Genomic DNA, 24,706 nt, shown 5'->3' on the forward strand with positions numbered 1-24,706 from the left:
GGGTCATGGAACCTCCTGTCGCAGCTGTGATCGAAGCCCACCGGACGCTGGAAAGGCTCGTGGCCGGACTGAGCGACCAGCAGGTCGCCGAGGCATCCGCCCTTCCGGGTTGGTCACGCGGCCACGTCCTCGCGCATCTCACCGACAACGCGCGAATGTTCGCCCGTCTCGCGGAACATGCCCTGCGCGGTGAACTCGTAGCGGGCTACGACGGCGGGGTCGACGAGCGCAACGCGATCATCGAGACGACGGCCGGCCGCAGCGCAGCCGAGCACCGCGCGCAGCTCGCCGCGCACACGGCCGGACTGGAGGCATCCTGGGCACGCGCCACCGACGCGGACTGGACCCGTCCGGTGACGTTCCGCAACGCGAACCTTGCCGCAACCGTTTTCGCACGCTGGCGCGAGGCATGGATCCACATGGTCGATCTGGAACTCGGCGTGCGGCCGGACGACTGGCCCGAGAACCTGGCCGCACACACCATCGACTTCCTCCTCGTCCGCCTTCCGGCAGGCGCACGTCTCCGTGCCGAGGACGTGGACCGCCAGTGGTCCGTCGGCGACGGGCCGCCGGGCACGGTGGTTACCGGAGGCCTGCGCGACCTGGCGGCCTGGCTGGCCGGTCGTACGCCCGCTGTGTCACCTGTGTCGCCTGTGTCACCGGAGGAGCTGCCGGCTCTCGGGCCCTGGCCGCCCCACCCTCCACAGCGCCGTAACCGCGTGCCCTGACCGGCCGACATCCGAATTCCGTTCAGGAAGGAAAGAGCGCCATGCGTGCCGACATTGTTTGGTGGGACCTGTCCGCCTCCGGACAGACCATCGAGTCCATGCGTGAGTACCTGCGTGAGGAATCCGTCGCCGCGTTCTCCGAGGTACCCGGGCTTCGCTTCAAGATGTGGCTCTCCGATCCCGACAGCAACCGGTGGGGAGCCGTTCTCCTGTGGGAATCGGAAGAGGCGTCCCAGCAGGCACTGCCCAGCCGGGCGCTCGAACTCATCGGCTACCCACCGCAGGTCGCGCACGGGTTCGACGTGGAGGCCACGACCGAAGGTCGATACGAAACGCAACAACTCGCCCTGCAAGGGCTGGCCTTCACGGAAACAACGCAGAGGAAATCAAGCTGACGGGCAACCAGAGGAGACAGCAGATCCTGGCCTCCGCTTGTTTCACCGCGTCCACGGCTCTCGCGTGCCCCGCAGACGGCTCACGGGAACCTCGGACGACGCCACGCCCTCAATGCGCGGCAACTCCTTCAAACGGTCGTGGCGTCCATAACCCCACGGGGCACCACACCCAGCCTTCGACTAGCGTCTTTGTATGACCAGCGACACCCCTCTCACCCTCGCGGACGCCCTGGCCGCCGGAACGGTCGTCCTCGACGGCGGTATGTCGAACCAGCTCGAGTCCGCCGGACACGACCTGAGCGACGAGCTGTGGTCGGCGCGGCTGCTGGCCGAACGGCCGGAGGCGATCACCGAGGCCCATCTCGCCTATTTCGAAGCAGGCGCGGACGTGGCGATCACCTCCAGTTACCAGGCCACCTTCGAGGGCTTCGGCAAGCGCGGGATCGGCCGGGAGCGGGCGGCCGAGCTGCTCGCGCTCAGCGTGGAGCTGGCCCGCGAGGCGGCGCGCCGGGCGCGGACGGACCGGCCTCTGTGGGTGGCCGCATCGGTCGGCCCGTATGGGGCGATGCTCGCGGACGGTTCCGAGTACAGGGGACGGTACGGGTTGAGCGTGGCCGAGCTTGAGCGCTTCCACCGGCCCCGGCTCGAGGTGCTGGCCACGGTGGCTCCCGATGTTCTTGCGCTGGAAACGGTTCCTGACACCGATGAGGCGGTCGCGCTGCTGCGGGCGGTGCGCGGACTCGGGGTGCCGGCCTGGCTGTCCTACACGGTCGACGGGGACCGCACCCGTGCCGGCCAGCCCTTGGAGGAAGCGTTTGCCCTGGCCGCCGAAGCGGACGAGGTGATCGCGGTCGGCGTGAACTGCTGCGCGCCCGAGGATGTCGACGGCGCGATCGAGACGGCGGCCCGGGTGACCGGCAAGCCGGTCGTCGCCTACCCGAACAGCGGCGAGGCCTGGAACGCCCGGGCCCGCGCCTGGGACGGCCGCTCCGCCTTCGCGCCCGAAGAGGTACGGGGCTGGCATGAGGCGGGGGCGCGCCTCATCGGCGGGTGCTGCCGGGTGGGACCGGAGGCGATCGCCTCGATCGCCCGGATCTTGCAGTAACTCCTGTGAAGCACGGGCTCAATGGGGACTTCACGCAATGGTGATGAAGTCCCCATTGCTCATCTGCCGATCACGGAGGCCGCCATGTCCGAGCCGCCCACGCAGGAACAACTGGACGCCTATGTGAGAACCCGGCTCGCGCTGGCCGGCTTCGATCTCACGCTGTTGCCGGAGCAGGCCGACCCCGACACCGGGGTGCCGACGCGGGCCCAAGTGCTCGCCTCGCTGCGGTCGTTCGTGGCGGCGACGCCCGGCGCGATATCCGGCTGGACTCCGCCGGCCGACGGGCCCGCGTACGCGCAACAGGCCTCGCCGCCCCTGTTGTACCCCTCGATCACCGAGGCGTGGACCGGGAAGGCGGACGGACGATGAGTCGTGCTCTCAACCGGCGTGTGTTCCTGGCGAGTTCGGTGGCCGTGGCGAGCGGAGTGGCGCTCCAGGCCTCCACGACTTCGGCGCAGGCAGCCTCGGTATCCGTACGCATCCCCGACGTCGACGTACGGCAGGCCGCCCGCACCGACCCCACCGAGGCCACCCTCGCCGAGGCCGTGACCCTGATGCGGCGCGGCAGGCTCAAGTCGACGGACCTGACCGAGGCGTACCTGGAGCGGATCGAGCGCTACGACTCCACCTACCAGGCGTATGCGGAGGTCACCGGGGAGGCCGCGCTGAAGGCGGCGCGTGCGGCGGACCGCGGTTCGCGGCGCCCGCTGAGCGGCGTCCCGCTGTGCATCAAGGACAACTACTTCACGCATGGCGTGCCGACGCGCTGCAACTCGTACATCTTCGAGGACTTCGTGCCGGACGTGGATGCCACGGCCGTGGCACGGCTGACGGCAGCCGGCGGGATCGTGCTCGGCAAGGGGCAGATGGGGCCGCTGGCCACCACCCGGGCGACGCGGCCGAACGGCACGGTGACCACGGTCAACGCCTGGACGCCCGAGGACCCGTCCGTCGATCCGGGCGGCTCCTCGACCGGTCCGGCCTGTGCGGTGGCGGGGCGGCTCGCGGCCTCGTCGATCGGGACGCAGACCGGTGGTTCGATCGTGCTGCCGTCCAACCAGCAGAACCTCACCGGCCTGAAGCCGACGATGGGCCGGGTTTCTGTACACGGTGTCATCCCGCTGTCGTTCACCCGTGATCATGCGGGCCCGCTCGCCCGGGACGCCATGGACGCGGCGATCATGGTGCAGATCATGGCGGGCCCGGATGCTCAGGATCCCCGCACGCTCGGGCTGCCCTCGGTGCCCGACCTGGTCCGGGCCGCCACGCCGGTCGTCTCCCGCAAGGGCGCGGTCCGGATGCGCCGGGCCACGCGGATCGGGGTTCCCGGCGACTTCCTGTCCGCGCAGAAAGAGCTGCGCGGCACCCTGCTCGACAGGCTGGAAGCGATTACGGGCGTGACGCTCGTGAACGTCACCTATCCGGACGACTGGGCTCTGCTCACCGACTCGTTCAACGCGGCCCGGCTCGCCGAGCGCACCGAGCCGTTCCGGCACTGGCTGCGTACGGATCCGACCAAGTTCGGTGTGTCCCTGCTGAGTTGGCTGCAGGGCCTGATGCTGTCCGGTGACGAGTGGATCACTGCTCAGCGCGCGAAGAACCATCTCCTGCGGGAGGTGCTGGATGGAGTCATGAGCAGCTGCGACGTCGTGCTCCAGACCGGTCCGGTGCCCTTCGACATCCTCGGGCTGCCGGAGATCGCCTTCCCCATCGGGTTCGGCGCCAACGGGGTTCCGGTCGGTGCGATCCTCGGCGGTCAGCCGTACGAGGAGGACCGGCTGCTGGAGGTCGCGGCGGCCTATCAGGCGGTCACCGACTGGCACACCCGGCGCCCGGCCGACCCGGTGGCGACGACTGCTCGTACCAAGGCGGCGGTGGCGCGTCCGCGGCTGTCGGCGGAGGAGGCTGCGACGAGCTCGGCGTAGCTCCGACGAACAGGCCACCGCAGCTCTCTCGTCCGCCGCCCTCCCCCACTGCTAGCCTCCGCCAGGGGAACCGGTTTCCACCGTGTTGCCACTGCTGAAAGAGGGGGCAGGGCGGAGCATGACGAGGAAGAGCCCAGACGCGAGCCGCAGCACCATCCGGGATGTGGCGGCGCGCGCGGGGGTGTCCGCTTCCACGGTGTCGCGGGTGCTCGGCGGGGTGTATCCGGTGAGTTCGGCGACCCGTACACGGGTGATGCGGGCGGTGCGTGAGCTGGACTATGTCGCCGACGCGCGCGCCAAGGCGGTCGCGGGTGTCGGTACACCCACGCTGGCGTTCGTGCTGGAGGACATCACCGGACCGTCGTTCGCGCACATGGCGCACGGCGTGGAGCGTGAGGCGACCCGGCTCGGGCATCTGTGCGTGGTGTGCAGCACGGAGGGCGACGTGCGGCACGAGCTGGAGTTCGTCGAGATGATGCGCGCGCAGCGGGCAGCCGCCGTGATCCTGGTCGGCGGCTCGGCCGACACCCACGAGTACCGCGAGCGCACCCGTCGGATGGCCGACTCGCTGGCGTCGGCGGGCTCCCGGCTGGTGCTGTGCGGGCGCCCGCCACTGGGGCCGGGCGCACCGGTGTCGGTCATCGAGTACGACAACGAGGGCGGCGCCTACGCCCTGGTCGCCCATGTCCTCTCCCAGGGCCACCGCCGCGTCCTGTTCCTCGGCGGCAAACCGGACCACACCACCGCGCAGGGCCGTGAACGCGGTTACCTCGCCGCCCATCGCGGCCGCGGCCTCGAACCGGACCCGGCGCTGCTCCTCCACGGCGACTTCACTCGCGACTCCGGCCACCGTCTGATGCGCGAAGCCCTCAAGCAGGAGCTGGAGTTCACGGCTGTGGTGGCGGCCACGGACATGGTCGCGGCGGGCGCACTCACCGCCCTGCACGAAGCGGGCCTGGATGTGCCCGGCGATATTTCGCTGGCCGGTTACGACGACATTCCCTTCGCCCGCGACCTCCACCCCGCCCTGACGACGGTCCACGTCCCGTACGAGGAACTGGGCCGCCTCGCCGTCCGCACGGCACTGGGCCGCACTCCGGAAACCCCGGACGAGCACCTGCTCCTGGGCACGCATGTGGTGGTACGGGACTCGGTGGCGTCGAGGTAACGGACGTCAGGAACGCCGCACCGACCCCGGCAGCCGCAGCCGTCGTACGACCGACCTCAGTTCCGCACCCCGCGCGACCGCGCCATCGGCGGGAGCCGATTCCGGAACCGCTTCCCGAGCCTTTGCGTCGGCCGCCCACACGGCGAGTTCGGCATCGTGCGGGCCGAGAGCGATGCGCGGCTCGCCGTCATCGAACATGCGGACCGGATGGGTGACGTCCCAGTGCTGCCAGCCCGGGTCGCCGTCGGTCGCGAACCGTACCCAGGCCGAGTGCATCGTGTCCGCCAGCTCCGGCGGGGCGCCCTCGCCGGCCAGCTTCCGCGAGTCGGGGACGTCGCCGGTGTCGAAGACGAAACCGAGTTCCAGGGCGTGGCAGGAGCCGAGGTCGGGGAGGCTGGAGGGCCAGGCGAACTCGTAGACGTACGACGACTGCGGACGGGCGTCGGCCAGGCGGTGCAGCGGCAGGCGCAGCAGGTGGTCCGTGACCAGCTGACCGACGATCTCTGCGGTGCCGGCGTCCGGGTGGAGGGCTCGGTAGCCGCGGGGTACCTCGTGGCCACAGCGGCAGCGGGCCATGGCGCCTGCCAGAGCGACCGGGCCGAGCCGGTCGACGCGTTCCAGGAGCCCGCCGGGGACCAGCCAGAGCCGGTACTCGTCGCGGGTCCAGCCCATCATCAGGTCGACGTCCCGCGCCGCATCGCCCTCGATCAGGGCCTCCAACGGGTCGTGCGGGACGACATCACCGTCGACCACGATCCCGAAGGCGGGCCCGCCGAGCACCGGGCTGCTGAGTTTGCCCACGTCGGCCTGGGTGCGCAGGAGCAGCTCCCGGTCGACCTCGGCGAATGCCGCGGCGGTGGCGGGGATCTTCAACCGGCCGGCCATACGGCGCACCATGCGGCGTACCTTGTCCCGTTCGGCGGCCTCGGGCGCCCCGCTCTGCAGCACCGCCCGCCGGATGAGGCCCTGCGCCTGCGGGGCGCCCAGCAGTGCACCGATGCTGATGGCGCCGGCAGACTGGCCGAAAACGGTTACCCGATCGGGGTCGCCGCCGAAGGCCTCGATCGAGGCGTGCACCCACTCCAGCGCGGCGAGCTGGTCGCGCAGTCCGGGGTTGGCGGGGGCATCCGGGAAGAGGCCGTAGCCCTCGACACCCAGCCGGTAGTTGACCGAGACGAGGACGACGCCGTCGCGGGCGAAGCGGCTTCCGTCGTAAACGGGTACTGCGGAGGATCCGCGGGTCAGGGCGCCACCGTGCAGCCACACCATGACCGGGAGCCGGGCCCCCGGGCCGGCCTCGGGGGTCCACACGTTGAGGTTGAGGCAGTCGTCCCCGGGGACGACCGGGTCGGACAGGTACTGCGCGAAGGCCTCGGAGTACGGCGGTTTCGGCGGGGTCGGCCCGAAGACGCCGGCGTCCCGCACGCCGTCCCAGGGTTCCGGCCGCTCGGGCGGCCGGAACCTGCGGGAGCCGAACGGGGGCGCCGCGTACGGGATGCCCCTGAACACCGCGACGCCGTGCTCGTACCGGCCGCGTACGGCCCCGTACGGTGTCCTGACCACCGGACCTTCCGCCGGCTCCGGCACCTGACCCACCTGGTCTGCCGTCATGCGCCCACCTGCTCTCGCCGCACTTCGTGCACCCTGCACATATCAGAGCACCACATCACGAGCGACTATTCCGGCGAGCGAGGTGGGGTAGAGGGCTATTTGGCGTACATCAGCGTGCCGAGGCCGAGCTGGTCGTAGCCTCCGCTGACGGAGCCGTAGTCACCCCCTCCGCCTTCGGGTGCGACCGAGAAGCACATCTGGGAGATGTACTTGTCGTCGAGGCCGACCCGCCGGTTGTAGTGGTAGTGGAGCATCGCCCAGACCGGTCGGACCTGGCCGCGGGAGGCGGCGGAGATCACCGTCTGCGAGTTCTGCGCGCAGTTCTGCCCGCTCCCCCAGGTGTAGGTGGTGAAGGGCACGTCACTGCCGAGGTTGTACTTGGCGACGTACTGGGCCGCCTTCATGAAGCGGCGGCCGTCGTACGAGTACAGGTCCTCGCCCTGGTTCCAGGCCATCTCGCAGATCGCACCCATCTGTCCCATGCCCATGACGGTGTGGCCCTGGTCGCGGCCCGACTCCTGCCACTGCCCGAGGGCGTAGCCGTCGGAGTCGGTGTACAGATACGGCACGGCATGCGCGATGGAACCGTTTCCCGCGCCGGACTTGAAGTACGTGACGGCCTGGTCGTACTTGGCCGCGTCCTGGTTGAGGATGCCGATGGCGAGGATCGACGCCATGTTGCACAGGTCCCAGTTGGCCCAGTAGTTGGTGATGCAGGCGTCGTTGTGGTTGAGCAGGAACTGGTTGTTGAGCGGGTAGAAGACGCTTGCCATCATCTGCTGGAAGCGGCCGAGGTCGAATGCGGCGTAGTCCCGCATGAGTTCGGCCGCGTTGGCGAACTGCCAGCCGTAGAGTCCCGCGGCGAGGAAACGGTCGGCGTTGCCGGTGACCGTCGTCAGGGTCGACGACCACGCGTTGAGGATGTCGGCGGCGCACTGGGCGTTCGCCTCGGTGCCGCCGACCTGCCAGCGCAGGGCGTTCTGGTAGGCGGCGGCGATGTCGTTGTAGAGGATGCCGTAGTTCTGGCCGGTGCCTCCGCGGATGATGGTGGCCTGCGGGTTGGGCGTCCAGGTCGACTGGGAGTGGGAATTGGCGGTCAGCCGGTTCCAGCCGGACAGCCAGGGGTCGGTGCCGGCGGCCACGCGCACCCGGGCGCGATTGATGTCACCCCAGTTGTGCAGCATGCCGGGGTGGGTCCAGGTCGCCGGTGCGGCGTCCGCCCGGGTGAGGGCGGAGGTGCCGACGCCGAGGGCCAGTGCGGCGCCGAGGCCGCCTGCGGTCCGGAGCAGACCGCGGCGGCTCAGCTCGGTCTGCGGGAGGTGCCGGTGGGGGGATGTGCGGCTCATAGCTGTGCATCTCCAATCCGTGGAGGATCAGTCGGGGTTGATGCTCACCTCGTCGAACTCGGTGGTGCCGAGGGCCAGTGGGCTGCGGGAGCAGACCACGAGGCCCACGTGGTAGGGGGCGTCACCGAACCCGGGGATCTCGCCGGAGGCGAGGGCGGTCCAGGTGGCGCCGTCATCGGTGGAGACAGCGGCGGCGAAAGCGGTTCCCGTGCGCTTCAGCCGCAGCAGCAGAGGCAGCTGGACGGTCGCGGTGCCGGAGAAGGCAGAGGCTCCGGCAACGGTTTTCCGCAGCATGAGCTGCGCGGTCGTTCCGCCGGTGACGATCACCCCGGCCGCCTGGTCGAACGGTGACAGCGACTTGGCCATCAGCAGCCCCACCCGGTCGGCGGTGGCTCCGTTGCGGGAGACCAGCCGGGCCGTGAGCGTGCAGTCGCCGCTGACGGGTTGCCGTACGAACTGCCCTGTCATGCCTTGGTTGTTGACGGTCAGGTCCACACCCGCGCCGCGCACGGTGAAGGTCCCGTCGTCGTACGCGGTACTGCCGGGGGTGAGGACGGCGACCGCACCCAGCGTCCCGAAGGCGCGGTCGTCCCGGACCACGTCGCCGAGGTCGCCGTGGGTCCACGGCGCGGGTGGAGGTGTGCCGACCGTGAGGGTGAGGGCGCCGGTGCCGTCACCGGCCGCGTTGCCCGCGGTCGTGGTGACCTTGAACTCGCCGGTCTGCCTGGGCGTTCCGGAGACGAGACCGGTGCGTTTGTCGACGCGAAGGCCGTCGGGAAGGCCGGTCGCGGTGAACCGCACGGGTTCGTGCGAGGCACGGATCAGATGGCGGAAGGATGCGCCCTTGTTGGCGAACGCTACGGTGATGGAAGCGAGTTGGGGCGTGGACGGCGTCGGCATCGGTGCGGCGGCCGGATGCGACAGCGGCCCTCGCCCTGCTGTGTTGGTCTTGGCGACGGCGTAGTGGTACGTCGTCCCCGGCGTGCCGGTGGCGTCCGCGTACCGGACGCGGGTGCCGAAGCCGAGCGGGCCGACGTCGGTGGCGATGGTCATGTACGGGCCGTCGGCGTCGGTGGCGCGCAGCACCTTGTAGCGGGCGGAGAGGTCGGGGTCGGTCCAGGCCAGCTCCACGGCGTCGGCGCCGGTAACGGCTTTCAGGTCGCCGGCCGTGCGGTGGGGTCTCGGCACGGACCAGACCTCACCGGACGCTGACGTCACGCTGACGTTATCGAAGGCGCCGGTGCCCGTCTCGGCGTACTCCTCGTCGACGCCGAGACAGGACGTGAGGACGAGGCCCGCGCACGCCGTCCGCCCCAACTCGACGTCGGTGGCGCCGACTTCGGTCCAGCGGATGCCGTCCGGGGAGATCGCGCCGGTGCAGCGGCGGCCCCTGCGGGTGATCCGCACCCAGTAAGGCGCGCGCAGCCGGTAACCGTCGCCCGCGCCTTCGACGTACGGGGCCTCCAGCGGGGTCGCCGACTCGGGCAGCGTGCCGAGGCTGGAGATCGGGAAGGCTGCGTCCACCGTGATCGCCGCCTGCTGCGAGGGGGGAACCGGTGTACTGCCGGTCGCGGAGACGGATGCCCCGGGGGTCGGCCGTACGGTCCACACGCCGCTCCACGTGTGCAGCGGCAGCCCCTGGATGAGCATGGCGGCGTGCACGGCGTCCGCATCGAGGGAGGCCCGGATGCTGACGCCGATCTTGGAGTACTGCGAGCTGAGCGGCCATACGATCCGTGCGGTGACCGAGCCGTCGCCGCGCAGGGGCAGATGGGCGAGGCGGTGGGTGTCGGCGGTGCCGGACGCCTCGAGGACGAACCGCTCGCCGTCGAAGTGGGCCGAACCGGGGATCTTCACGTCCCCGACGTCCTGGGTGGACCAGGGCTCGGGGAGCCCGGCGGCGGCGAAAGCGATTGCCGAAACACCGCTGCTGCCCCGGGAGTTGGTGGCGCTGACGACGTAGCTGTACGTCCGTCCGGAGCGTGTGTCGCGGTCGGTGTACGTCGGCTGATCGACGCCGGTGGCGATCTCCTCGTAGGGGCCCTCGGGGCGCGCGGACCGGTGGACGGTGTAGGTCCTCGCCCACGCGGACGGCAGCCAGGTCAGGGTGGTTGACGTGTCGTAACCGGTTGCGGTGATGCCTGCCGGGGCCGTCGGGACGGTCGGCACGGGCGCCTTTGTGCCGGCATAGGTGAAGGTGCCCCAGCTGGGCAGGTCGTCGTTGCTGCCCTCGACGACGCGGGCGCCGCCGGTGCCGCGGAAGACGGCCGCCTCGGTGTACGGGGCGCCGAGGCCGCGGACGCCGGCGTAGTGGGCGTAGGCCATCTCGTAGATCGGCGGCAGGGTGCCGCGGGCCTTGTCGGAAACGGTTGTCTTGAGGTACTTGCCGGTGCGGTCGAGGTCGGCGACGAAGGGGACGTCGCCGCCGAGGTTGTAGCGGGCGACGTACTCGAAGTTGGCGAGGATGCGGTTGTCGTCGTATCCCCAGAGGTCGACGCCCTGGTGCCAGGCGACCTGGGCGAGGTCGCCGGTCAGGCCGGCCGCGAGCTGCTCGTGGCCCTGGTCGCGGCCTGACTCCTGGCCCTGTCCGGCGTCGGTGACGATGCGGTGACCGACGCTGCCGTTGCCGGCTCCGGCGGCGGCGAAGCGAAGGGCGTCCTCGAAGAGGGTGGGCTCCTCGCAGAACACACCGATGGCCAGGATGGACTGGACGGCCGTCAGATCCCAGTTGCCATTGGCGTAGAGCATGTAACCGGATACCGCCGGATACCAGACGTCCAGGAAGGACGCCTCGCAGCGCGCGATGTCCGCGTCGGCCCATCCGTCGTAGTCGCTGTGTTTGAGCAGCTCGGCCGCGTTGACGAACTTGAAGGCCTGGAGCCCTGCGCCGAGGGGGCCGTCGGCCCCGGTGATCATGGTCAGGGAGGCCGACCAGGCATTGAGGATGTCGCGGGCCTTGTCGGCGTGGGCTCGGTTGCCGGTGACGCACCACATCAGCGCGTTCTGGTAGGCGGCGGCCGAGTCGGCGACGGCCTGGTTCTGGAAGTTGGTGGGGCCGCGCCCCCAGGAGGTGATCTGGCCCGTGTTCTGGATCGAGTACGTCGCCTGGGACCGGGCATGCGCGGCGAACGCGAGGTAACCGTTGTAGATCGGTGATTCCCGGTCGGCGACCGCGGCCTTCATCCGGGCCAGGTCGGCGGCGCTGTGCAGCAGACCGGGGTGGGTGAAGGATCTGCCACCGGTCTTCTTCTCGGCCGCCCGGGCCGCGCCGGGCGCGAGCAGTCCGCTCGCGCCCGCCACCAGCAGCAGGGCAGCCGTGCCGCCGAGGAAGCCCCGGCGACTCGGCGCGGGGATCGTCATGACGCGGTGGCCGCCTCGGCCTCGGCGGTGGTGAGGAACTTCAGGTTCGTCACGTGCTCGTTGTAGAACCACTGGATCGCGTCGGTGGTGTAGTACCAGCTCGGCTTCTTCATCGAGTCGGCGATGACGACACCGTTGATCACCAGGTTCTCGAAGGTGACGTCCTTGATGGCGTGTTCGGCGTTGTAGCCCAGGAACATCGACGGGTTGGCGTGGGTGCCCGTGTAGCTGAGGTTCTTGACGTAGACGTTTTCGATGCCGCGGCCGACCGAGGTGTTGTACTTCGGGTTGTACATCACCTTCATGTAGATGACCTGGCCCCAGCGGAAGTCCTCGATCCGTACGTCCTCGATCCGTACGTTCTTGATCAGGTTGGCGTCGCCGGGGTTGAGGGCGATGCAGCCCTGGTAGTTCATCTGGGGCTCGCGGTGGTCAAGGATGTCGAGGTTCCTGATGACCAGGTTCTCGATCACCTCGGGAGCGTCGGTGTTTCCGTGGGTGCCGACATTGATCGGGTGTGCGACGTCGGCCCACAGGGTGCAGTTCTGGATGGTGATGTCGCGGGTGTCGCCGTAGTAGTCCCAGCGGTGGGTGTAGATGGCGAAGCAGTCGTCGGAGTTGCGCATGAAACAGCCGTCGAAGACGATCCTGCTGGAGGAAAAGATGTCGAAACCGTCGCCGTTGCCCTTCGAGCTGAACGAACGCGCCTTCTTGACGTGGATGTTCTCGCTCTCGCCGAAGGTGCCCGCGTAGCCGTTCGGGTTCATGATGATGACGTCGTGGACGCGGATGTTCCTGCTGCCTTCGCAGAGGACGCCGCCGGGGCCGCCGTAGAGCATGCCGTGGCCCTTGAGGGCCGCCTTCTCGACGTCCTTGAAGAACACCTGCGCCCTGAGAACGGCTCCGCCCGCCAGGTACACGGTCTTGCCGCTGGGGACGGTGAGGATGTTGCCGGTGACGGTGTGGTCGCCGGGGCCGAAGTAGATGACGTCGGGGTCGTCGGCCGACGGGGGGTTGCAGTCGACCTGGTTGGTGATGATGTGCAGGGCGTCGAAGATCTCGTCGTTGATCTGGACGACCACGTCACGCGGCTTGTCGAGGGTGAACACCAGGGTGTCGCCGCCGAGTTCGGGCGTGATGCCCAGCGCGTCCGGCCGGACCCGCGCCTTGGTGGTGCCGCCCTTGAGGTAGGTGACCTCGATCTCGACGGAGCCCTGGAAGTCGAAGTACACCATCGAGGTGTTGTAGACCTTGCCCGACCCGGTGGTCGGGTTGATCTCCTCCAGCTGAGGCCGCCAGATGTCCAGGGTCCGCCATTCTCCGTCGGGAGCGGTGCGGACTCTCACCTTGAAGCTGGTGTTCGTCGGCATGGAACTCGGGCGCGGATAAGTCACCAGCTTCGGCGCGGGTTTGCGGGCGGCTTCGTCTGCCTGGGCCGCCGTGGCCGTCAGGCTGGTGCCGGCGGCGAGGACGGTGGCGCCGGCCGCCTGGAGGGCCGTACGGCGTGACAGAGGCGTGGTCATGCGTGACTCCTTGCAACAGGTCGGTAAGAACGGTTACTTGAGGCCCGAGGTGGACATTCCGGCGACGAACCCGCGCTGGGCGACCAGGAAGATCAGCAGGATCGGGACGACGTACATCACGGACGCGGCGGCCTGGAGTTCGGGGACGGGTTGTCCCGCCGGGGTGACATAAGCGGACATGATGGCGACGGCCAGCGTGGAACGGTCGCTGGACAGCAGCAGTTGCGGGGCGATGTAGTCACCCCAGGTCCAGGTGAAAGCGATGACGAAACTCGCGGAAACGACCGGCCAGGACTGGGGCAGGAAGATCTGCCAGAAGATCCGGTTGTAGCCGCAGCCGTCGACGATCGCGGCCTCCTCCAGCTCGCGCGGCAGCCCCGCGAAGAACTGCCGGAAGAGAAAGACCAGATACGGCGCCGAGGCGAGGCCCCACAGGACCCACGGCCAGTACGTGTCGACCATGCCGAGCTTGGCGAAGATCAGGTAGGTCGGCAGCAGGGTGACCATCTGGGGCAGCATCATCGAGCCGATCAGAATGCCGAACAGCGTTTTCTTTCCGGGTGCGTCGAGGCGGGCGAAGCCGAAGCCCACCCACGCTGAGCTGAGGGTGACGAGGACGGCGTAGATGAGGGCGATGATGAGGGAGTTGCGGGCGTAGCCGAGGAAGTCGATCTGGCTGAAGGCGTCGGCGAAGTTGTGCCACTGGACGTGCCCGGGCAGCCAGCGGACGGGCGAGGAGGCCAGTTCGGCCTGGGTCTTGAGGCCCGAGACGACGAGCCAGCCGAAGGGGCCGAGGAACAGCCCGGTGATCACGACGAGGACCGTGTAGAGGACGAGGCGGTTGACCCGGATCCGTATCCGGGCCGCCGGCTGCTCGGATCCCGAGGGCTCCTCCGTGGACTCCGCGGGCTTCGAGGACTTCGCGGACAGGCTGGTGGCGGTCACTTCTTCGCCTCCGGATCGACGTTGTAGAACACCACGCCGGACGTGAACCTGAAGATGAGGCCGGTCGCGACGAGGATCAGGACGAAGAGCACCCACAACAGCGCGGAGGCGTAGCCGTAACGGCCGATCGCGAAGTACTGCGCGAACACATGCATCATGTAGAGGTAGTTGGACTGGGGCACCAAGGTGACGCCGGCCGTGGTGCCGTCGGGGGCGAGCAGCAGCGGCATGATGGTCTGCACCGAGGCGATCACCCCGGTCACCGTCTGGAAGAGCAGCACGGGTGAGAGCAGCGGCACGGTGATGCTGCGGAAGGTCCGCCAGGCGCTCGCGCCGTCGACTCGGGCCGCCTCATGGAGTTCGCGGGGCACGTCCTGAAGTCCGGCGAGCGAGATGATCATGATGTTTCCGGCGGTCCACAACACGGTCATCAGCAGTACGTAACGGGCGTAGGGGTCGGCCAGCCAGCCGAGGGCGTCCATCCCGAAGAGGTCCAGTACGCCGTTCGCGGCGCCGGAGTTCTGGTCGAAGACCTGCTTGAACGCGATGCCCGCTCCCACGGGCGGCACCACGGCCGGCAGGTAGAGCAGGGTGCGGAACAGCCCGCGTGCCTTGAGCGGGCGGTTGACCAGGACCGCGAGAGCGAGCCCCGCGATGATCGACAGCGGCACCGAGGTCACCGCGAACAGACCGGTGCGGCCCAAGGCCTCCCAGGTCACCGAGTCGGACAGCAGCTCGCGGTAGTTGTCGAGCCCGACGAAGCGCCAGTTGGGCGAGAGGCCGTCGAAGGTGGTGAAGCTGAGCCACAGCGCGTACGCCATGGGGGCGATGGTCAGCAGCAGAAACCCGAGGATCCAGGGCGAGGCGAACATGTAGAAAGCGCGACGCCTGCGGGCCGTCGTGGAGGTTCTCGGCCGGTCGGCCACGGAGCGGATCTGCTCGGCCCTCATCCCACTTGCTCCTTCCCCCGCTTGAGCTGTTCGTTCATGGCCGAGTTGAGGCGTCCGGCGAGGGTGTCGACGGACATCCCGCCGGTCATCGCCGCCGGGGCGAGCTGGTTGAAGAGGGCTTCGAACGCGTCCGCCGTGGCGTACGGCGTGAACGAGATCACCGAGAAGTGCGACAGCTCGGCGTCCTGCACCTTCAGCGCCCGTTTCTGGTAGTCCTCCTGGGCCGGCATCAGCGGGCGCAGTGACTTCAGTGACGGGATGCCCCAGCCGCCGGACGCACGGGCCTTGGCCGGCCCCTCACCGAAGAACCACTCGAAGACCCGCCAGGCGGCGTCCTTGTTCCGTGCCTTCTTCGGCATCCACAGGCCGGTGCCGCCCTGGCAGGGGCTGATCCGCGGGCCGCCCTCGAAGACCGGAGCGGGGGCGAGGCGTGACACCTCGGCGAGCTTCGGATCGGTGTTGATCATGCCGCCGAGCCAGTAGCCCGAGTTCGACATGGCCATCCGGTTCGCCTGGTAGGTGGGTCCGTCCCAGGTGTTGGGGTCGGGCTGGACAGGACTCGGTCCGACCCTGGTCTTGCAGTAGTCGATGTACCAGCCCAGTGCCTTGCGGGCCTCGGGGGTGGTGAAGTCGACGCGCGCATAGTCGTCGGTGAAGAGGTTGCCGCCGGCCGCTGCCGTCAGACATGCGAGGAGGCTTGCCTTCATCAGGCCGTTGTAGCTGCCGCCGAAGACCGTCGTCTGGCCGTTCCTGCGCCGGGTGAGGCGCTTGGCGCTCTCCAGCCACTCCTCGAACGTAACCGGTTCCAGCTCCGAGGGCAGATCAACACCCGCCTGATCGAAGAGCGAGGTGTTGTACCAGTACATGGAGTCCTGGGAGAAGTCCTTCGCCATGCCATAGCGCGGGCCCTCACCCTGCGTCCGGCCGTCGTAGCACCACAGGTCGTTGGCCGGATCCAGATCATCCAGCCTGAGGACGTCACTCCTGGCGAAGTACGGATCCAGATCCTCCATCAGTTCCCGCGCCGCGAAGTACGGCGTGTCGATCGCGCCGACGCCGCGCACCAGATCGGGCGGGTTGCCGGTGGTCATCATCGCGATCAGCTTGGTGATGTCGTACTTCACCAGGACGATCCTGATGCCGAGGTCCTTCTGGGCCTGCTTGGCGTCGTCCGAGGTGATCTCCCCGGACTTGACCATCACCGTGACGGTCTCACCCGAGCCGCCGACCCCGGTGGAGACCTGCAACGCGCAACCACTCAGCGCCGACGCGCCGCCGACCGCCGCGAGGGACAGAAGCCGACGGCGGCTCAAGGGGGCACCAACATGTGGGCGCATGGACGCACCACCTCCTGCTCCAACGGGTTCGAGCCGCTCCACCGGTTCGACATATCGACCAAAGGCCGGGACACCGAAGAGGAATCCACCGAGACAACCGGTTGCTAGGCGTTGGGGCAGAGCTTCTTCCCGTCCCGAATCGGCGTCAAGAGGCTTGACGAACTTTCGAAAAGTCCGCGTAACCTCGGCGCCATCACGCCAAGGATGGAACCGGTTGCCACCTGCGACGACTTCACAGCGACAGGAACCGGTTACCGATCCGACCCTCCCGAACCCCTCGGGAACGTTCAGTAACCGATTTCAACTCACCTCCACCTCCCACCGATTGACCGCCGCTTCCCAGCAGATCTACGGTAGAAGACGCTTTCAGAAAACGTTTCCGATGATCTGTTTCCACTCAGTGCGTCAGGAGAGACATGCCCAGCCCACAGCAGCCGCGGGCCGTGTTCGCGATGGATCCGGTGCACCTCCCCCTGCTCTTCCCTCCACCCCTGATGGCGCGGCTGCGGAAGGCCGCCGACATCGACACGGCGCTGGTCGTACGGGACTTCGCCGGCCCCGGGGCGGCGGACATCCTCGCCGACGCCGACGTACTGATCACCGGCTGGGGCTGCCCGCGCCTCGACGCCGGCATCCTCACCGCGGCCCCCCGGCTGCGCACCGTCCTGCACGCGGCGGGCTCCGTGCGCTCGCTCGTCGGCGAGGCCCTGTGGGAGCGCAACATCACCGTCTCCAGCGCGGTCACCGGCAACGCGCTGCCCGTGGCGGAGTACACCCTCGCGATGATCCTGCTGGCCGGGAAGGACACCTTCACCCACCGCGAACGATTCCGCGCCACCCACGCCCAGCCCACCCACGCCGAGACCGCACACACCGGCAACGTCGGCCGCCGGATCGGCGTCATCGGCGCCTCCCGCGTGGGCCGCCGACTCCTCGATCTGCTACGGCCGTTCGACTTCACGGTGCTGCTGCACGACCCCTACGTCACCCCCGCCGAAGCCGACGCGCTGGGCGCCACCCTCCTACCACTGGACGACCTGCTCGGCACCAGCGACATCGTCACCCTGCACGCCCCCGACATCCCCGAGACCTACCGCATGCTCGACGCCGGCAGACTGGCCCTGATCAAGGACGGCGGCGTCCTCATCAACACCTCGCGCGGCGCCCTGATCGCCCCCGACGCACTCACCGACGAACTGGTCTCAGGCCGCCTGCACGCCGTCCTCGACGTCACCGAACCCGAACCCCTGCCCGCCTCCTCACCGCTCTACCGACTCCCCAACGTCTTCCTCACACCCCACATCGCCGGCTCCCTCGGCAACGAACTCGAACGCCTCGGCCGCATCGTCGTAGAAGAGCTGGAACGCCTGGTCACAGACATGCCGTTGATGCACGAGGTACGTCGGACAGACCTGACCCGTGTCGCATGAACCACAGGCACAACGCACCCGCGGTCGCCCACGGCGAGAAGGGGACGTGCCGGGGGTGTCCGCCCGCAGCGGTTGTCGCGTCAGCACGGCCCGCTCACCAAGAGACCGAGTCGCGACGTTCCGAGGACGGACACCCCCGGCACGTCCCCGCCCCTAGACAACCCGCACGCGCAATGCGCACCCCACACTCACCCGCACGGGCTGCCGCAGGCACCGAACACTCACCCGCACGGGCTGCCGCAGGCACCGCCGCTCCACTCGACGCACGGAATCACATGAGAGACCGAGTCACGACGTTCCAAGGACGGACACCCCCACAACCCGCACGCGCCACGCGCACCCCCACTCACCCGCACAGGCCGCCGCAGCCATCAGCACTGCACCGCCTCTCAACGCGTGCAATCAGAGCAGGTCAGCGGGTCATTGCCCAGGGTTATCCACAGGCCGAATGGCCCGGAGTGGGCATGGGATACGGTCTTTGGACCCGGCGCCGGACGAGGTCTGGACGCGGGTTTGAACAGGTCACGACGGTGAAGGAGCCGCAGGGGTGAGTCAGCGCAAAGCGGCAAGTGATGTCGGACGAGCCACCATCCGTGATGTCGCGTCCAGGGCTGGGGTCTCCGTCGCGAGCGTCTCCCGTGTGCTGTCCGGCAACTACCCGGTCTCCGAGGACCTGCGCCGCAGGGTGATGAAGGTCGTCCGGGACCTGGACTACGTGACCAACGCGCACGCCCGCTCCCTCGCGGGCGGCGGCACACCCACCGTGGCGATACTGATCAACAACATCACCGGCGCCGCGTTCGCCCACGTGGCCAAGGGAGTCGAGGGTGCAGCCACCCTGCGCGGCTGGCTCTCCCTGGTCGGCACGACAGGGGACGACCCCGAGCGAGAGCTCGCCCTGGTCAACCTCATGCGCCAACAGGGCGTCGCGGCAGTGGTGTTGCTCGGCGGGGCGTACGACTACGACGAGTACCAGCTGCGCATGGCCCGCTTCGCCCGCTCCCTGGACGCGGCCGGCTCACATCTGGTGCTGGTGGGCCGTCCGCCACTGGAGGGCGACGTCCCGGCGACGACGGTCGACTACGACAACGAGGGCGGCGCCTACGCCATGGCCAGCCATCTGCTCTCGGCCGGTCATCGACGGGTGCTCGTCCTCCCCGGGCACTCCGAACTCACCACCGCTCAGGGGCGGTTGACGGGCGCCCGGCGCGCGTTCGAGGCATACGGCGTGAAGCTGGATCCCGGTCTGGTGCGACACGGGCCGTACGACTACGAGCACGGTTACGCGGCCGTCGAGCGGGCACTGCACGAAACGCCGGACTTCACGGCCGTGCTCGCAGGGACCGACGTGGTCGCCGCCGGCGCGATGCAGGCACTGCGCGCGGGCGGACTGCGGGTCCCCGAGGACGTTTCGATCGTCGGTTACGACGACATCCCCCTGGCCGCCCAGCTCACACCCCAACTCACCACCGTGCATGTGCCGTACGAGGAGATGGGCCGAGTCGCCCTGCGCGCTGTCGCCGACCGCCGCGAGGGGGGCGCGGGCCGCCGCAGGGGTGCCGACGGCGACCATCTGGTGCTGGGCACACACGTCGTCGTACGCAACTCGGTACAACCCCCGCCGACACGGCGCCGCTAACCCCCTCCACTCCACCACCCCACCACCCCGGCACCCCGGCACCCCGGCACCCCGGCACCCCCGCACCCCCGCACCCCCGCACCCCCGCACCCCCGCACCCGGCACCCGGCACCCGGCACCCGGCACCCGGCACCCGGCACCCGCAGCAAACGTTTCGTAAACGTTTTCCCTCCAGTTCCCCGCCCCCGCCCAACAAATCCCGCCACACCTCTTGCTAGGACCGCGCGCATCCGCCTACCGTCCATAGCAACCGGTTACTACAGCTTGCGCTTGGCCGGCCCCACCGGGCCGTGAGCCAACGCCCTTCGGCCGTCTTTCCTGGCCAGTACCGAGCCGCCGTCCTCTCGTTCTGAGAACGCCTACTTCCGAAGGATCACGGTCAGATGAACTTCACCAGCCCCCGGAGAAGGTTCGCCCGCGCCGCAGTGGCGGGGCTCGCACTGACAGGTCTGCTCTGCGCCTGCGGCGGATCGGACTCCGGGGACACCGGGGACTCCAAGGCATCGGGTCCGGTCACCCTGCCTTTCTGGGGCTGGGCCAACGGCCAGGAGGCCGTCGTCAAGGCGTTCAACGCCAGTCACAAGGACGTCCAGCTCAAGTACACCAAGGTCACTGACCAGTTGACCATGCAGAAGCAGCTGACCAACGCGGTCAAGGCGGGCAACGCACCCTGTCTGGTGCAGAACACCGCCGAGTACGTGACGAGTTGGGTGTCGCAGGGCGCGCTCGCCGACATCACGCAGTACGTCGAGGGTGAGAAGACCGAGTTCAACGCCGGTTCCTGGGCGGGCGCGCAGGTGCAGGGCAAGCTGTACGGCGTCCCCACCAGCTCGTCGCCCAACTTCACGATCTACCGCACCGACATCTTCCAGAAGTACGGCATCGAGGCGCCCACGACCTGGGACGACTTCATCGCCGCGGGCAAGGAGCTGAAGAAGCACGGCGTCAAGATCACCAACTATGCCGGTGAGGACCCGAGCACCCTGGAGGTGATGGCCATGCAGGCCGGGGCGCACTGGTACACGATCGACGGGAACTCCTGGAAGGTGGACTTCCAGGACGCGGGCACTCTCAAGGCCGCCGAGGTGATCCAGGAGATCATCGACAACGACCTCAACGCCAAGCTGTCCTTCGCCGACTACGCGGCCGTGCAGCGCAACTACGACAACGGCTCCACCGCGACCCGGCAGATCTCCACCTGGCAGATGGCGGGCATGGTGCAGAACTTCACCAAGTCCTTCGGGAAGTGGGCGCTTTCGCCGTGGCCGACGTTCAAGGGTGAAGCGGCGAAGACCCCGGCGGGCACCAACCTGACCGGCAGCGTGACGCTGGTGACCGAGCAGTGCGAACACCAGGAGCAGGCCGCCGAGGCCGCGCTGTGGATGTCCACCGATCCGGGCGCGGTGAAGACGATGGCGAGCCCCGAGACGGGCAACGGCGTGATGCCGGCCCTGGCCGACAGCGACGCGTACGTCGGAGAAGCGGTTTCCGAAAAGCTGCTCGGCTCCAACTACGAGCCGGCCCAGAAGGTCGTGAAGGACAGCCTGGGCACCGTCACCACCGACTGGACCTTCGGCCCCGACTGGACCGCGATGTTCACGGAGATGCAGAGCGGCTGGGCCAAGGTCGTCAACAAGGAGCAGAAGGTCACCGATCTGCTGGCGCACATGCAGGAGTGGACGGTCGATGACCTGAAGTCCCGCGGAATCAGCGTCAAGGGCTGAGGCACTTCCGATGATTCGTTCCCTGCGCTGGAAGGGTGCCGCCTTCACGGTGCCCTTCCAGCTCGGCTTCGTGTTTCTGTACCTCCTCCCCATCGGGTACGCCGTCCATCAGTCGCTCTTCGTGGAGCAGCAGTCGGGCCTCGGTCTCGGCGGCGCGACGGAGAAGTTCGCGGGTCTGGACAACTACCAACAGGGCCTGACCGACTCGGCGTTCATGGGTGCAGTGCTGCGCGTGGTGCTGTTCGCCTGTGTGCAGATCCCGGTGATGCTGCTGGTCAGCCTGTTGCTGGCGCTGTTTCTGGATGCGCTCACATCGCGGACGGCGGGCCGGTTCCGGGTGCTGCTGCTGGTGCCGTACATGATCCCGGGGGTGGTCGCCGCGCTCGTGTGGATCAACCTCTACAGCCCGGATGTCGGCCCGTTGACGCCGCTCGGTGAAGTATTCGGTTTCGACTGGAACTTCTTCTCGCCGTCGATGGTCTGGCCGTCCATCGGCAATCTGCTCACCTGGCACGGCATCGGCTACAACATGGTGATCATCTACGCCGCGCTCCAGGGAGTGCCCCGGGAGCTGTTCGAGGCGGCTCGGCTCGACGGGGCCTCCGAGCGGCGGATCGCGCTGAGCATCAAGATCCCGCATGTGCGGGGGGCGCTGGTGCTGACCGGCATGCTGTCGATCATCCAGATGCTCCAGATCTTCAATGAGCCCGCGCTGTTCCGGAACGTGACACCGCAGACGGTCGACGACAGCTTCACACCGATCATGATCATCTACAACCAGGCGTTCAACGCCGGCAACTACCACTACGCCGCGACCCTGTCGGTGCTGCTCGCTCTCATCCTCGGCGTGGCCTCCTTCCTCTTCTACCGGCTCACTTCGAGGGAGGTGGACTGATGACGCTCACCGAAGACCGCGCCCAGCAGCCCCCGACGCACTCCGTTCGTCGTCTCACCCAACCGGATCCCGCCGCGCGCACGCGCGGGAGCCAGCGTTTTCTGCTGGTCGGGCTGATCCTCGCAAGCGCCTACAGCCTGTTCCCGGTGTGGTGGCTGATCGTCGCCGCCACCAAGGACCGCACCGGTCTCTATCAGAGCAACGGCCTGTGGTTCTCCGGCTGGCATCTGTGGGACAACCTGGATCAGCTCTTCACCTACGAGGACGGGATCTTCCTGCGCTGGACGGCCAACTCGCTCCTGTACGCGGGCGTCGGCTCCCTCGGCGGCACACTGATCGCCCTCGCAACCGGTTACGGACTGGCGCGCTTCCAATTCCCGGGCCGCAACCTGGTGTTCGCGTGTGTAGTCGGCAGTTTCCTGATTCCGATAGCCCTGCTCACTCTCCCCCTCTATCTGCTGTTCTCGGAGATCGGGCTGGTCGACACGCCCTGGGCGATGCTGATCCCCTGTCTGATCAACCCGTTCAGCGTGTATCTGGCCAAGGTGTACACCGAGGCCACGGTCCCCTTCGAACTCCTGGAGGCGGCCCGGATCGACGGTGCGGGCGAGCTGCGCATCTTCTTCAGCATCGTGCTGCGCATGATGACGACGGGCGGTGCCACGGTGTTCCTGCTCGCCTTCGTGAACACCTGGAACGCCTTCTTCCTCCCCCTCACGGTGCTGCGTGGCGAGGAGAACTGGACGCTCAACCTGGGCCTTTACAACTGGTCCGGCAAACGCCTGGAGTCCGGCGTGGACCTGACCAGCCTGGTACTGACCGGTGCACTGCTGTCCATCGTCCCGATGGCGATCATGATGGTCGCGATGCGCCGGTACTGGCGGACCGGTGTCACGCTGGGGGCCCTCAAATGACCGTGCTGCGCAATCCCGTCATCCGTGGCTTCGCACCGGACCCGTCGCTCGTCCGCGTCGAAGACTGGTACTACGTGGCCACCAGTTCCTTCGAGTGGTTCCCGACGATCCCGATCCATCGCTCCCGGGACCTGGCGCACTGGCAGTACGCGGGGCATGTCCGCGGCGCGGTCCCCGGCGACTCGCTGGCCGGCGTCCCCGACTCCGGCGGCGTCTGGGCACCATCCCTGAGCTGGGACGGAAAACGGTTCTGGATGACGTACTCGATCGTCCGCTCGGTGGGGACGCCGTACTTCGATCTGGACACGTATGTCAGCACGGCCACGGAGGTCGGCGGCAAGTGGACGGCGCCGCGCCGGGTGGCGAGTCACGGTTTCGACCCGGCGCTCTTCCACGACGAGGGCCGGCTGTGGCTGCTCAACTTGCAGAGCGATCACCGTCCCGGCGGCAGGCGCTTCGCGGGCATCGTCGTGACCGAGCTGGATCGGGACACCCTGACGCCCGTCGGGGATACGCATCTGCTGCTCCAGCACGAACGGCTGGTCGAGGGGCCGAAGTTGCTCAGGCGTGACGGCTGGTACTACCTCGTGCTGGCCGAGGGTGGGACGGGGTTCGAGCACGGGGTGGTGGTGGCGCGCAGCCGTTCCGTGACCGGGCCGTACGAGGTGGACGACCGGCCGCTGCTGACGTCACGGGATGATCCGTCGCTGCCATTGCAGAAGGCCGGACATGGCGAACTGGTTCAAACGGCCGATGGTGACTGGGTGTTGAGCCATCTCACCGCCCGTCCGCTGCGAACGCCGGACGGCCCGCGCTGTCCCCTCGGCCGCGAGACGGCGATCCTGCCGGTGGTGTGGGACGCGGAGGGCTGGCCGAGGTTGGGGCACGGGGGGCATCACCCGGCGGTCGAAGTCGATGTATCGACTCAGCCTGCCAAAGCCGAGGTACCCACCCGACCCCTCAAGGCCGACGTGCCCACACAGCCCATGGAGGTCGAGGCCGACGTACCCACCCGGTCCGTCGGGCCCGACGGACCGGCAGTGCGTCCCGACGAGCCCGAACTCCCCTCTGCCGACGAGCCGTTGGGCTGGCCCTGGAGCTCCCTGCGCGGATACCCGGATCCGTCCTGGGCCGACACCGCCGCACGCCCCGGCTGGATCCGGCTGCGCGGACGGCACGGTGCCGAGTCCCGGTGGGCGCACAGCCTGCTCGCGCAGCGCATCACCGAGCACCGCACGGAAGCCGAAGTCACGTTGGAGGCGGGGCCGTTCAGCTTTACGCAGGGCGCCGGTCTGGTGCTCTGGTACAACACCGAGGCCTATCTCGCCCTCGACCTGACCTGGGCCGAGCCGGAGGGCGAGGGACAGCACGGCCAGCAGTGGCGGGGCACGGGGCGGACGGTGCTGCGTCTGGTGGAGCGCGACGAGGAGGGCACCCGGCACATCGCTACGGTCGACTCGACGACGTCCGTCACCCTGGGCGTGACCGTCGAGGGAGTCGAGGCCCGCTTCTGGTGCGTACGGGACGGTAAACGCATTCCGATCGGGCCGCCGCTGGACTTCGGCAAGCTCTCCGACGACCACGGTTCACGGCTGCGCTTCACCGGCGCGATGGCCGGCATCCACGCATGGGACCTCGTCGACGCGGAGTTGACCGCCGACTTCACGGGGTTCCGGCTGGACTGCACGCCCAGCTGATCTCACGACTC

19 protein-coding genes are annotated in these 24,706 nt (G+C 68.6%); 12 read left to right on the forward strand and 7 right to left on the reverse strand.

Going from position 1 to position 24,706, the window contains the following annotated elements; genetic code table 11:
• Positions 1–5: 5 nt before the first annotated feature.
• The 6 genes from ACIHFB_RS18635 to ACIHFB_RS18660 all read left to right on the forward strand — a co-directional run bounded on the left by ACIHFB_RS18635 (position 6) and on the right by ACIHFB_RS18660 (position 5,324).
• Positions 6–728, forward strand: coding sequence for a maleylpyruvate isomerase family mycothiol-dependent enzyme (locus tag ACIHFB_RS18635; protein WP_400127360.1), 723 nt, complete (start codon positions 6–8; stop codon positions 726–728).
• A 41-nt stretch (positions 729–769) separates the two neighbouring features.
• On the forward strand, positions 770–1,123 hold the full coding sequence (locus tag ACIHFB_RS18640) for a hypothetical protein (RefSeq protein WP_365274479.1): 354 nt from the start codon (positions 770–772) through the stop codon (positions 1,121–1,123).
• A 193-nt stretch (positions 1,124–1,316) separates the two neighbouring features.
• Positions 1,317–2,228: a homocysteine S-methyltransferase gene (gene mmuM, locus ACIHFB_RS18645; RefSeq protein WP_400127361.1), complete on the forward strand. Its 912-nt coding sequence runs from the start codon at positions 1,317–1,319 to the stop codon at positions 2,226–2,228.
• Between the two features lie 84 nt (positions 2,229–2,312).
• A complete protein-coding gene (locus ACIHFB_RS18650; protein ID WP_365274485.1) occupies positions 2,313–2,600 on the forward strand; it encodes a hypothetical protein in 288 nt (95 codons plus the stop codon).
• Positions 2,597–4,156, forward strand: coding sequence for an amidase (locus ACIHFB_RS18655; RefSeq protein WP_400127362.1), 1,560 nt, complete (start codon positions 2,597–2,599; stop codon positions 4,154–4,156). Before ACIHFB_RS18650 ends, ACIHFB_RS18655 begins: the two co-directional genes overlap by 4 nt.
• A 118-nt stretch (positions 4,157–4,274) precedes the next feature.
• Positions 4,275–5,324, forward strand: a complete 1,050-nt coding sequence (locus ACIHFB_RS18660) for a LacI family DNA-binding transcriptional regulator (RefSeq protein ID WP_365274491.1) — start codon at positions 4,275–4,277, stop codon at positions 5,322–5,324.
• Between the two features lie 6 nt (positions 5,325–5,330).
• Here ACIHFB_RS18660 and ACIHFB_RS18665 read toward each other — a convergent pair whose 3' ends face one another.
• The 7 genes from ACIHFB_RS18665 to ACIHFB_RS18695 all read right to left on the reverse strand — a co-directional run bounded on the left by ACIHFB_RS18665 (position 5,331) and on the right by ACIHFB_RS18695 (position 16,396).
• Positions 5,331–6,935, reverse strand: a complete 1,605-nt coding sequence (locus tag ACIHFB_RS18665) for a carboxylesterase/lipase family protein (protein ID WP_400127363.1) — start codon at positions 6,933–6,935, stop codon at positions 5,331–5,333.
• Between the two features lie 95 nt (positions 6,936–7,030).
• A complete protein-coding gene (locus ACIHFB_RS18670; RefSeq protein WP_365274497.1) occupies positions 7,031–8,281 on the reverse strand; it encodes an alginate lyase family protein in 1,251 nt (416 codons plus the stop codon).
• 27 nt (positions 8,282–8,308) lie between these two features.
• Positions 8,309–11,641 carry an alginate lyase family protein gene (locus ACIHFB_RS18675; RefSeq protein ID WP_400127364.1) on the reverse strand — a complete coding sequence of 1,111 codons (3,333 nt, stop codon included), beginning with the start codon at positions 11,639–11,641 and terminating at the stop codon, positions 8,309–8,311.
• A complete protein-coding gene (locus ACIHFB_RS18680) occupies positions 11,638–13,164 on the reverse strand; it encodes a glycosyl hydrolase family 28 protein (RefSeq protein WP_400127365.1) in 1,527 nt (508 codons plus the stop codon). The genes ACIHFB_RS18675 and ACIHFB_RS18680 overlap by 4 nt, the downstream gene beginning before the upstream one ends.
• A 33-nt stretch (positions 13,165–13,197) precedes the next feature.
• On the reverse strand, positions 13,198–14,109 hold the full coding sequence (locus tag ACIHFB_RS18685) for a carbohydrate ABC transporter permease (protein ID WP_400127366.1): 912 nt from the start codon (positions 14,107–14,109) through the stop codon (positions 13,198–13,200).
• Positions 14,106–15,059 carry a carbohydrate ABC transporter permease gene (locus ACIHFB_RS18690; RefSeq protein WP_400127367.1) on the reverse strand — a complete coding sequence of 318 codons (954 nt, stop codon included), beginning with the start codon at positions 15,057–15,059 and terminating at the stop codon, positions 14,106–14,108. The genes ACIHFB_RS18685 and ACIHFB_RS18690 overlap by 4 nt, the downstream gene beginning before the upstream one ends.
• Positions 15,056–16,396 (reverse strand): ABC transporter substrate-binding protein, encoded by a 1,341-nt coding sequence (locus ACIHFB_RS18695; protein ID WP_400127369.1) that lies wholly within the window; start codon positions 16,394–16,396, stop codon positions 15,056–15,058. The genes ACIHFB_RS18690 and ACIHFB_RS18695 overlap by 4 nt, the downstream gene beginning before the upstream one ends.
• 416 nt (positions 16,397–16,812) lie before the next feature.
• Between ACIHFB_RS18695 and ACIHFB_RS18700 the strand changes: the two genes are divergently transcribed.
• From ACIHFB_RS18700 to ACIHFB_RS18725, 6 genes are all read left to right on the forward strand, one after another.
• Positions 16,813–17,826 (forward strand): hydroxyacid dehydrogenase, encoded by a 1,014-nt coding sequence (locus ACIHFB_RS18700; protein ID WP_400127370.1) that lies wholly within the window; start codon positions 16,813–16,815, stop codon positions 17,824–17,826.
• Between the two features lie 547 nt (positions 17,827–18,373).
• Positions 18,374–19,465: a LacI family DNA-binding transcriptional regulator gene (locus ACIHFB_RS18705; protein ID WP_400127371.1), complete on the forward strand. Its 1,092-nt coding sequence runs from the start codon at positions 18,374–18,376 to the stop codon at positions 19,463–19,465.
• 383 nt (positions 19,466–19,848) lie between these two features.
• Positions 19,849–21,189 (forward strand): ABC transporter substrate-binding protein, encoded by a 1,341-nt coding sequence (locus ACIHFB_RS18710; protein WP_400127372.1) that lies wholly within the window; start codon positions 19,849–19,851, stop codon positions 21,187–21,189.
• 10 nt (positions 21,190–21,199) lie between these two features.
• The gene (locus tag ACIHFB_RS18715) at positions 21,200–22,084 is read left to right on the forward strand and encodes a sugar ABC transporter permease (protein ID WP_365274520.1); all 885 of its coding nucleotides are present in this window, start codon (positions 21,200–21,202) and stop codon (positions 22,082–22,084) included.
• On the forward strand, positions 22,084–22,998 hold the full coding sequence (locus ACIHFB_RS18720) for a carbohydrate ABC transporter permease (protein WP_400127373.1): 915 nt from the start codon (positions 22,084–22,086) through the stop codon (positions 22,996–22,998). The genes ACIHFB_RS18715 and ACIHFB_RS18720 overlap by 1 nt, the downstream gene beginning before the upstream one ends.
• Positions 22,995–24,695: a family 43 glycosylhydrolase gene (locus ACIHFB_RS18725; protein ID WP_400127374.1), complete on the forward strand. Its 1,701-nt coding sequence runs from the start codon at positions 22,995–22,997 to the stop codon at positions 24,693–24,695. The genes ACIHFB_RS18720 and ACIHFB_RS18725 overlap by 4 nt, the downstream gene beginning before the upstream one ends.
• The last annotated feature ends 11 nt before the right edge of the window (positions 24,696–24,706 follow it).

The organism is Streptomyces sp. NPDC051963 (genome assembly GCF_044593495.1).
Classification (GTDB): domain Bacteria; phylum Actinomycetota; class Actinomycetes; order Streptomycetales; family Streptomycetaceae; genus Streptomyces.